At 72.0% G+C, this 9,489-nt stretch carries 11 protein-coding genes and 1 pseudogene; 7 read left to right on the forward strand and 5 right to left on the reverse strand.

Translation table 11 applies throughout. From position 1 onward, the window contains the following. Window positions 1-22 precede the first annotated feature (22 nt). From ACWCV9_RS31180 to ACWCV9_RS31190, 3 genes are all read right to left on the reverse strand, one after another. Window positions 23-814, reverse strand: coding sequence for an enoyl-CoA hydratase/isomerase family protein (locus ACWCV9_RS31180; protein ID WP_450791581.1), 792 nt, complete (start codon window positions 812-814; stop codon window positions 23-25). Beyond that, entirely contained in the window at window positions 805-3,024 is a 2,220-nt protein-coding gene (locus ACWCV9_RS31185; RefSeq protein WP_450791583.1) for an acetate--CoA ligase family protein, read from the reverse strand. Before ACWCV9_RS31185 ends, ACWCV9_RS31180 begins: the two co-directional genes overlap by 10 nt. Window positions 3,025-3,165: 141 nt before the next feature. Next, window positions 3,166-4,353, reverse strand: coding sequence for a flavin-containing monooxygenase (locus ACWCV9_RS31190; RefSeq protein ID WP_450791585.1), 1,188 nt, complete (start codon window positions 4,351-4,353; stop codon window positions 3,166-3,168). A gap of 178 nt (window positions 4,354-4,531) precedes the next feature. Between ACWCV9_RS31190 and ACWCV9_RS31195 the strand changes: the two genes are divergently transcribed. The 3 genes from ACWCV9_RS31195 to dnaN all read left to right on the forward strand — a co-directional run bounded on the left by ACWCV9_RS31195 (window position 4,532) and on the right by dnaN (window position 6,701). After that, entirely contained in the window at window positions 4,532-4,984 is a 453-nt protein-coding gene (locus ACWCV9_RS31195) for a DoxX family membrane protein (protein ID WP_385841960.1), read from the forward strand. A gap of 95 nt (window positions 4,985-5,079) precedes the next feature. Continuing rightward, a complete protein-coding gene (locus ACWCV9_RS31200; protein WP_450791587.1) occupies window positions 5,080-5,463 on the forward strand; it encodes a Zn-ribbon domain-containing OB-fold protein in 384 nt (127 codons plus the stop codon). Between the two features lie 80 nt (window positions 5,464-5,543). Then, window positions 5,544-6,701, forward strand: a complete 1,158-nt coding sequence (dnaN, locus tag ACWCV9_RS31205) for a DNA polymerase III subunit beta (RefSeq protein ID WP_450791604.1) — start codon at window positions 5,544-5,546, stop codon at window positions 6,699-6,701. Here dnaN and ACWCV9_RS31210 read toward each other — a convergent pair. Together ACWCV9_RS31210 and ACWCV9_RS31215 are read right to left on the reverse strand one after the other, a co-directional pair. Further along, complete coding sequence (locus ACWCV9_RS31210; RefSeq protein ID WP_450791588.1) at window positions 6,698-6,967, reverse strand: hypothetical protein; 270 nt, start codon at window positions 6,965-6,967, stop codon at window positions 6,698-6,700. The genes dnaN and ACWCV9_RS31210 overlap by 4 nt on opposite strands. Next, entirely contained in the window at window positions 6,964-7,371 is a 408-nt protein-coding gene (locus ACWCV9_RS31215; RefSeq protein WP_450791590.1) for a hypothetical protein, read from the reverse strand. Before ACWCV9_RS31215 ends, ACWCV9_RS31210 begins: the two co-directional genes overlap by 4 nt. Window positions 7,372-7,537: 166 nt before the next feature. Here ACWCV9_RS31215 and ACWCV9_RS31220 point away from each other — a divergent pair, with 166 nt between their 5' ends. From ACWCV9_RS31220 to ACWCV9_RS31235, 4 genes and pseudogenes are all read left to right on the forward strand, one after another. Continuing rightward, window positions 7,538-8,380 (forward strand): helix-turn-helix domain-containing protein, encoded by an 843-nt coding sequence (locus ACWCV9_RS31220; RefSeq protein WP_450791592.1) that lies wholly within the window; start codon window positions 7,538-7,540, stop codon window positions 8,378-8,380. Beyond that, window positions 8,362-8,571: a DUF397 domain-containing protein gene (locus tag ACWCV9_RS31225; protein WP_450791594.1), complete on the forward strand. Its 210-nt coding sequence runs from the start codon at window positions 8,362-8,364 to the stop codon at window positions 8,569-8,571. Before ACWCV9_RS31220 ends, ACWCV9_RS31225 begins: the two co-directional genes overlap by 19 nt. A gap of 96 nt (window positions 8,572-8,667) precedes the next feature. Continuing rightward, window positions 8,668-9,009, forward strand: coding sequence for a VOC family protein (locus tag ACWCV9_RS31230; RefSeq protein WP_450791596.1), 342 nt, complete (start codon window positions 8,668-8,670; stop codon window positions 9,007-9,009). Window positions 9,010-9,105: 96 nt separating this feature from the next. Next, window positions 9,106-9,368: pseudogene (locus ACWCV9_RS31235) on the forward strand (transposase); the annotation flags it as partial. Window positions 9,369-9,489: the final 121 nt, after the last annotated feature.

Consider the following 9,489-nt stretch of genomic DNA (forward strand, 5'->3'; position numbering starts at 1 on the left):
GCCGGGGCCCTTCCGGCGTCCGCTAACACCCCCGGAACTCCGCGTTCCTGCGCTCCACGAACGCCCGCAGCCCCTCCCGTGCGTCCGTCGTCGACAGGTTGATCTCCTGGGCCCAGGCCTCGGCCGCGAGCGCGGACGCGCGGTCGGAGTCCAGGGAGGTGTTCACCAGGTGCTTGGTCAGGGCGAGGGCGCGGGTCGGGCCGGAGGCCAGCCGGGTCGCCCACTCACGGGCGGTCTTGGTCAGCTCGCCATCGGCGATGACCCGGTTGACCAGCCCGAGACGCTCCGCCTCCGCCGCCGGGACCGTGTCCCCGAAGAACATCAGCTCCTTCGCCCGCTGCACCCCGACCAGCCGCGGCAGCAGATACGCGCCGCCGCCGTCCGGTACGAGTCCGCGCCGCACGAACACCTCGACGAACCGGGCCGACTCGGCGGCCAGCACCAGGTCGCAGGCGAACGCCAGCTGCGCACCGAGTCCGGCGGCGGTGCCGTTCACGGCGGCAAGCACCGGCTTCTCGCAGTCCAGTACGGCCGCGATCAGCCGTTGGGCGCCGGTACGGAGGGTGCGTGCGACGTCTCCGGGGATCCGCTCCCCCGCGGCGGGCGCACCGCGCAGATCCGCGCCCGTACAGAACCCGCGCCCGGTGCCGGTGAGCACCACCGCCCGCACCTCCGGGTCGGCCGAGGCCTTGGCCAGCAGCTCGGTGATCCGGTCCCGCATGGCCGGGGTGAGGGCGCCGAGGGCCTCGGGGCGGTCGATGGTCACGTACGCGACCTGCTCCCGCACCTCGTGCCGTACCCCGCTCACCTGCACACCACCAGCGCGTCCACCGCGACGGCCCCCTGCCCCCGGGGCAGCACCAGCAGCGGGTTGATGTCCAACTCGGCGATGGAGTCGGACAGTTCGAGGGCCATCCGCTGGACCCGCAGGATCACCTCCACCAGCGCCTCCCGGTCGGCCGGCGGCCGGCCGCGGACGCCGTCCAGCAGGGCCCGGCCGCGCAGCTCGGCCAGCATGGCGTGGGCCTGGTCCTCCCCGAACGGCGGCACCCGTACGGCCGTGTCGTGCAGGACCTCCACCAGCACCCCGCCCAGGCCCACCGTCACCGTCGGCCCGAACAGCGCGTCCTGGCCGATCCCGACGACCGTCTCCACGCCCCGCTCGACCATCTGGCACACCAGGATCCCGTCCAGCCCGATCCCCTCGTAGCGGGCGATGTCGGTCAGCTCCCGGTAGCCGTCGCGGACCTGGCTCGCCGAGGTCAGCCCGATCTTCACCAGGCCCAGCTCGGTCTTGTGGGCGAGCTGCGCGCCGGAGGCCTTCATCACCACCGGGTAGCCGATCTGCGCGGCCGCCCGTACGGCCGCCGCGGCGCTGGTCACCAGCTGTTCGCGCGGCACCCGGATGCCGTACGCGCGCAGCAGCTGCTTGGCCGCGTGCTCGCTGAGCTGCCGGCCGGGCTGGAGCAGCGGCTGGGCCTTGCGGAAGGAGGGGGAGAGGGTGCGCGGGGCCTCGTCGAAGGGGGAGCGGTAGCCGGCCACGAAGCGGTGGTGGCCGAGCCAGGCCCGCACCGCGGTGAGGCAGTTGCCGACGGTCCGGAAGGTGGCCACCCGGGCGGAGCCCAGCAGCACCTCCCGGTACGCGGGCTCGGTGCCGACCGGCGAGCCCCACACCACGCACACCAGCTTGTCGGTCTCCTCGGCCGCGTCCACCAGATCCCGCACGAGCCGGTCGCTGAGCGGCGGGAAGGGGCCGGTGACCGGGCAGATCAGCACGCCCACCTCGGGGTCGGCGAGCAGCGCGTCGATGATCCTGCGGCCGCGGTGGTCGCCGACCGGGTGGCCGCCGCTGTCGACCGGGTTGGCCACGCTCAGGTACTCCGGTATCCACTGGTGCAGCTCCGCCTGCCGGGCCGCGGACAGCCGGGGCAGCCGCAGTCCCGCCGCCGCGGCCAGGTCGGCGACATGGGCGCCGGTGCCGCCGGAGATGGAGTACACCGCGACCCCGTCCGCGAGCGGCGCCCGGGCCCGGGCCAGCAGGGCGGCGGTGTCCTGGAGTTCGTCGAGCCCGTCGACCCGTACCACCCCGAACTGCCGCATGGCCGCGTCCACCACGTCGTCCGCGCCGGTGAGCTTGCCGGTGTGCGAGGCGGCCGTACGCGCCCCGGTCTCGGTGCGGCCCACCTTGACCGCGACCACCGGCACCCCGCGGCGGGCGGCCCGGTCGGCGGCGAGCAGAAAGGCGCGGCCGTCCTTCAGCCCCTCCACATAGGCGGCGATGGCCCCGACCTCGGGCTGCTCGGCGAACCAGGAGAGGAAGTCGGCGGTCTCCAGGTCGGCCTCGTTGCCGGTCGGCGCCCAGTGCGAGAGCCGGATGCCCAGCTCCTGGAGGGCGAAGACCGGGCGGCCCTGGTGCCCGGACTGGGTGATCAGCGCGATCGCCGGGCCGTCGAGGTCGTCGCGGAACCGTTCGAAGGCGTTGAGGTTGGTGTTCGGCCCGAGCAGCCGCACCCCGGACCGCCGTACGGCCTCGGCGAGCCGTTCCTGCGCCGCCGCCCCGGCCGCCCCGGTCTCCGCGAACCCGGAGGCGAAGGCGACCGCGAACCTCACCTTGGCCTCGGCCAGTTCGCCGATCACCGGCAGCGGGTCGGCGACCAGCAGCACGGCCAGGTCGACCGGTCCGGGCAACTCGGCGACGGAGCGGACGCAGGGCAGTCCGAAGACCGACCGCCGGGCCGGATGCACCGGGTGCACCCGCGCGCCCACCCGCTCGGCCCACGCCAGCAGCTGCCGGGTGATCCCGGTGTGCGGCCGTCCCTCGGCGTCCGAGGCGCCGATCACGGCGACGGACTCGGGGCGGAAGAAGCGGGTCAGGTCGGGCACGACCGCGTGCAGCGGGCGCCCGCTGACGTCCAGGTCGTCGACCCGGCCGGAGACGACGGGTCCGGGCCGCTGCTCGCCGCAGGCGAGGGCGCGGGCCCGGCGGGAGTCGGTGGTGAGGGTGCCGTGGGTCGATCCAAGCATCGTTCCGCCCGCTCCTCGTGAGACGGCACCGCGGGGGACGGCGCCGTGAGACGGCATTCAACTGACGCCCTGTCAGATTACTGAACTGACAAGGCGTCAGGAACACGCCGGAACGGCAAACTTACGGGCGGACCGCGGGCGTCAGCGGTGCGCGCCGACCTCCTTGGCGACCGCCTTCGCGATCTTCACGGCGTCCAGCGCCAGCTCGCGGAGCATCCCGCTGATCGGGTTGGTGTACCCGGTGAAGTACAGGCCGGGCGCCTCGGCGGGACTGCGGCCGCCGTGCACCACCGGCCTGCCGCGCCCGTCCAGCACCCCCAGATGCCCGACCAGCCCCTCCAGTGCCCGCGTGTACCCGGTGGCCGAGATCACCGCGTCCGGTGCGATCCGGCTCCCGTCGGCGAGCACCACCTCGCCGCCCTCGAACCCTTCGACGGCGGCCACGATCTCCACCTTCCCCCGGCGCACGGCGTCGATCAGACCGACGTCCTGCACCGGGATGGCGCCCTCGCGCGCCCTGCTGTACAGCCCGGTGTCCGGCCGCGGCAGCCCGTGCGCGGACAGGTCGGGGACGGCGATGCGGGCCTGGAGCCGGCACAGCCCGTCGACGAGCCGCACCGGCAGCCGTCTGATCAGCACCCCCGAGTACTGCGCGGGCCAGCCGAGGGTGGAGCGGCGCACGATGTGCGGCACCGTCCGCACCGCCAGCCGCACCCGCCCGGCCCCGCCCTCCACCAGGTCCACGGCGATCTCGGCGCCGGTGTTGCCGACCCCGACGACCAGTACGTCCCGCCCGGCGTACGGCTCGGCGTTGCGGTAGCCGCCCGCGTGCAGCAGCTCGCCCTCGTACGACTCCCGGCCCGGCCAGTCGGGCAGCCGCGGGGTGTGGTTGTAGCCGGTGGCGACGACCACCGCGCTGCCGGTCAGCTCCCGCCCGCCGGAGGCGTGCAGCAGCCAGCCGGTGCCGTCCTCGGCGCGCTCGACCCGGAACACCTCCACCCCGGTGACGATCTCCAGCTCATGGTGCTCGGCGTACTTCTCCAGGTAGCGCACCACGTCGTCGCGGGCCACCCAACGGCCGAACCGGCGCGGTATCGCGAGCCCCGGCAGAGCGGACAGCCGCCGGGTGGTGTGCAGTCGCAGCCGGTCGTAATGGCCCCGCCAGGACGCGCCGACCCGGTCGCTCTTCTCCAGCACCACCGCCCGCACCCCCTGGCTGCGCAGCGCGTGGGCGGCGGCGAGACCGCCGGGACCTGCGCCGATGACATAGACCGGGCGGTCGGCGGAGGTCTGGTGCAGGGGCGTGGGGGCGGGACGGGAGACGGCCATGAGCGCGAGCGTAATCACACCCTCGCTTGATGGGTCTCGGTCAAGACCGGAATTGGTTGCGGATTGATCACGGATGTGGAAGGAGTGGGCGGGCCGGGTGACGTACGCCACCCGCATGTGTCCGTACGGCACCCACCGGTCTGTACGGAGACCCGTACCTGACGTACCGTCAGATTCCATGGACTCGATATGGCTCGACGGCGCACAGTGGCTGGCGGTCCTGCGTATCGGCCTCGGCCTGTGGTGGCTGGAGAGCTGGCGCCACAAGGACAAGAAGGCCTGGTTCCAACGCGGCAGCGGGATCGCGTGGGCGGCGGAGATGGCGGCGAAACACCGCTGGGCACCGGTCCGGACCGGCTTCGACAAGGTGGTCCGCCCCCGCCCCAGGCTGATGGCCTACGTCGTCGCCTACGCCGAACTCGCCCTCGGCCTCGGGCTCATCCTCGGCTTCCTCACCCCGGTCGCCCTGCTCGGCGGCCTGCTCCTCAACGCCCTCTACTTCACCCTCATGATCCACGACTGGGCGGAACAGGGGCAGAACTCGATGATGGCGCTGATCTCGCTCGTCGCGTTCTTCGCCGTGTCGTGGCAGGTGTGGTCGCTGGACGCGTGGCTGGGATGGTTCCGATGACGCCGGAAGGGCCGGTGGCTCGGGAAGGCCCGCTGACTCCGGAGAGCCCGCTGACTCCGGAGAGCCCGCTGACTCCGGAAGGCCCGCGCCACGACGTGCCGGAGCCGGATGCCTTCACTCGCCCCTACTGGGACGCGGCGGCCGCCGGCCGCCTCCTGCTCCGCCGCTGCGCCGCCTGCGCCCGCGCCCACCACTATCCCCGCGAGTTCTGCCCGCACTGCTGGAGCGAGGACGTCCGCTGGGAGGAGGCGACCGGCCGGGCCACCCTCTACACCTGGTCCACGGTCCACCGCAACGACCTGCCCCCCTTCGACACCCGCACCCCCTACATCGCGGCCGTGGTCGACCTCGCGGAGGGCCCGCGCATGATGACCGAGGTGGTGGGCTGCGGGGAGGGGGAGCTGAGGGCGGGGATGGAACTGGAGGTGCGCTTCCGGGAGGGAGTGCCGGTGTTCGCACCCCGGCGACCGGCGCAGTAGCGGGCGTTGTCAGTGCTGCTGGATAGCGTGCGTCGCGGACCTGCTGGTGCGACGCGACGGGGGATGTACGGATGCACGGGATGGAGTTCCGGATCGAGCGAGGCATGTTCGCCGAGGCCGTGGCCTGGGCGGCCAGATCGCTGCCCGCACGGTCGCCCGTGCCGGTGCTGGGCGGCCTGACGCTGGACGCGGCGGAGGGACGGCTGCGCATCTCGGGCTTCGACTACGAGGCGTCCGCGACCGTCGAGATCCCGGCGGAGACGCCGACAGCCGGCCAGGTCCTCGTCCCCGGCCGCCGACTGCTCGACATCTGCCGGGTGCTGCCGGACGCGATGGTGGAGTGCGCGCTGGAAGGAGCGCGCTTCACGGTGGAAGGGGGCGGTACGCGCTTCGGGCTGTCGACCCTGCCCCGGCACGAGTATCCGGCCCTCCCCGAGCTTCCCGCCTTTCGCGGAACGCTGGACGCGGCGGAGTTCGCGGCGGCGGTCGCCCAGGTCGCGGTGGCCGCCGGCCGGGACGACTCCCTGCCGGTGCTCACGGGCATCCAACTCCGCCTGCACGGCGCCTCGATGACCTTGTCCGCCACGGACCGCTACCGGTATGCCGTGCGGGTGCTGCCGTGGCAGCCGGAGGAACCGACATCCGAGCCTGTGGAGGCAGTGGAGGCGGTGGTCCCCGGCCGAAGGCTGACCGAGATCTCCCGTGCGCTGACGAAGTCGGGGCGGATCCGCATCGGGCTGAGCGGCTCGGGCGGCACGGGTGGCTCGGGCGGTGGCCTGATCGCCTTCGAGGGAACCGGGGTGCGGACGACACTGCGGCTGCTGGACGGACGACTGCCGCGCCACGACAAGCTGTTCGCACTGGACGCCCCGGCCGTCGTGGTCATGGACCGGGAGCCGCTCGCCGACGCCGTCCGCCGTGTCGCGGTCGTCGCCGAGCCGAACAGCCCGGTCCGGCTCGACTTCTCCGCCCGGGGAACCGTCCTCCTGCACGCGGGCTACCAGGACGACGTCGCTTCGCAGCAGCTCGCGGCCACGCTGACCGACGCCGACGACCTGGCGGTCGCCTTCAACCCCGCCTACCTGCTGGACGCCCTCAACTCCTTCAACGCCTCCCGGGTGCGGCTCGAACTGCTGGGCCCGGGCCGGCGAGCACTGCTCACCGGCGCCCCGGGCCCGGAGGGCGCGGCAACCGAGGACCACCGCCATCTCCTCATTGCCGTACGGCAGTTGAGCTAGCTCAGGATGGCGCAGAGCAGCCCGGCGATGCAGAGGAGGGTGAGGGCGAGGACACCCGTCTCGTGTCTGGTGCGGGACGCGGTGGGCGTCCTCGGCATCGGCGGCGTACTCGGCGTACTCGGCGCACTGGCGTACCCCGGATGGAACGGCGGGAGCGCGTACCCGGGCCACGGGCCGGTCCGGTCGCGCGGCGGCGCGTGCTCGGCCTGCCGTCGGCACTCCTCGTACGGCAGGCCTTGGGAGGTGCCCTGGGAGATGTCCTTCACGCGCGGTGTTCCTTCCTCTGGTGCTGGCGCAGCAGGACGTTCGCGTCGGTCTCGGCGCTCCGGTCGTACGACACCCGGGCCGCCTCCCGCTGCTCCGCCAGCTCCGTGCAGGGGGCGCAGCCGGGAACCGGGCGGGGCGGCCGGCTGAGGTCGTCGAGGCAGGGCGGCGCCCCGGTGGACGGCTGGCTGCCGGTGCGGTGATTGACGGCCTTGACCTTCGCGCCGAGCCGCTCCCCGTCCGTGGGCGCCCGCAGCGCCGCCGGGTCGGCCTGCCACTCCAGCCCGCCGCCGACCGGGCGGAGCATCGCGTAGGGCCCGGCCCGGTCCCGGTACTCACCGACCTTGCCGGTGCCGGGGTCGTAGAAGAGGGTGCCGGGCTCGGGGGGCTCCGACGTCGTTGTCATCGTGGCCAGCTCCTTTCCGTGAACGCCAGTGCGTAGCGCATGCGCGGCGCTACGCTGCGTGTTCGGGTGCTTAGAGAATGGCGCACGGAAGAGGCGTTTGCGCTGTTGAGAGGCCCACGTTCAACGCTTTGCCGAGCACGTTCACCAAATTCAACATGGAGGTGGGATGCCTCAACGCCTGATGGTCACCGGCCGCAGCCAGGAGCCGAGGGCCCGCTTCGCCGAGGAGTTACGGCGACTGCGCACCGAACGCGGCCTGAGCCTGCGGGAACTGGCGAAACAGGTGGGCTGGGACGCGTCCCAGTTCTCCAAGATGGAGAGCGGCCGCACCCTGGGCGGCCCGGAGGTCGTACAGGCGCTGGACCAGTTCTACGGAACACCGGGCTTGCTGGTGACGCTGTGGGAGCTGGCGGTGGCGGATCCCGCACAGTTCAAGGAGCGGTACCGGCGGTACATGGTCCTGGAGTCCGAGGCCCTCAGCCTCTGGCACTACGGGGCAACTGTCATTCACGGCCTCCTCCAAACAGCCGGGTACGCGCGCGAGGCCCTCATTGCGGGTGGGACCAAGGGCGCGGAGCTGGAGCAACAAGTCGAGGCCCGTCTCGGACGGCGGAAGCTGCTGGACGGGGAGGATGCGCCACCGTTCCGCACGATCCTTTCCGAGGCGGCCCTGCGCACATCGCTGCGTGACCCACGGGCGTGGCGGGAGCAGCTGGAGTATCTGGCGGAGGCGGCGGAGCGTCCGAACATCAATCTCCACGTACTGCCGTTCGGTGCGGGGCTGCACGGCCTGGTCAGTACCGAGGTGACCTACCTGCGGCTGCTCGACGGTCGAACCGTGGCCTACACGGAGACCGATGTGCATGGTGAACTGGTCGAAGAAAACGGGAAGGTTGAGCGCTTGCAGCGAAAATATGATGCGGTGCGCGACCTGGTGTTGTCCCCGGCCGAGTCGCGGAAGTTCATCCTGCGGATGTTGGAGGAAGTGACGTGCGAGCCATCGACCTGAGCACGGTGTCCTGGCGGAAGAGCAGCTACAGCAACACAGACGGTGGCGCCTGCGTCGAGGTGGCCGCCAACCTCCCCTCCCTCGTCCCGGTCCGCGACAGCAAGGACACCACCCGCACCCCCCTCCTCTTCACCGCCCCCGCCTGGGCGGCCTTCGTGGACGCAACCAAGGGCGAGGGACCGCTCGCCTAGGGCCTGTTGTGAAAGTGCTGGTCACGGCCATCTAGCTGGAGTTCTGCGAACGGCTCGTGCTGATGCTTGTCAGTGGTCGTGGTTAGGGTGACGATCATGAATCTGACAGCCGTGATGATCACGATGGATTGTGCGGAACCGCGGGAGCTGGCCCAGTGGTGGGCCACTGCGTTGGGAGGCGAGATCGCCCAGGACCACGGCGACTTCGTCATCGTCAGAGCGCAGCCGCTGGCACTGGGTTTCCAGCGTGTGGCCGAAGAGCGGCGGGGCAAGAACCGTGTCCACGTCGACTTCGCTGCCGCGCCCGGTACGGGCCTGGCTGGGGAGGTGGAGCGGCTGGTCGCTCTGGGTGCGAGCGTCGTCGGCGAGCACACTGTTCCGGGCCTCACCTGGACTGTGCTCCAGGACCCGGCCGGCAACGAGTTCTGCGTCCACTAGAGACCGTTGCGACAGCGGATCGTGTCTGTCTGTGATCACGACCTGTGGGACGTGGGGATCTGACGAACGGCCAGTGGGCCCGCGGATGTGGACGCAGCCGGACAGCGGGGCGACTCTCCGCAGTTCGAGCCGGTACTGGAAGCCATCCGGGTTCCCCGGCTGGGGGCCGGCAGGCCGCGCAAGCGCCCGGACCGGGTGCGGGCCGATAAGGCGTACGACTCGCGCAGCAATCGTTCCTACCTGCGCAGACGCGGGATCCACCGGCTCCAGCGCCATCGGGCTGTCGCCACCCGGTATGACAATCTCGCCGTCCGCTACAAACGACCGTGCTGGTCGCAGCCATCAATGAGTGGCTGTGACCAGCACTTTCACAACAGGCCCTAGATGTGCTGTCCCGGGACGTTGGTGACACGCGTGCTGGGTTCTTGAACGGGTGAGGGCCTTCTGGGTTCGGTGTGGATTGCGACATCTACGACCGGT

Source organism: Streptomyces sp. NPDC001606 (assembly GCF_053596835.1).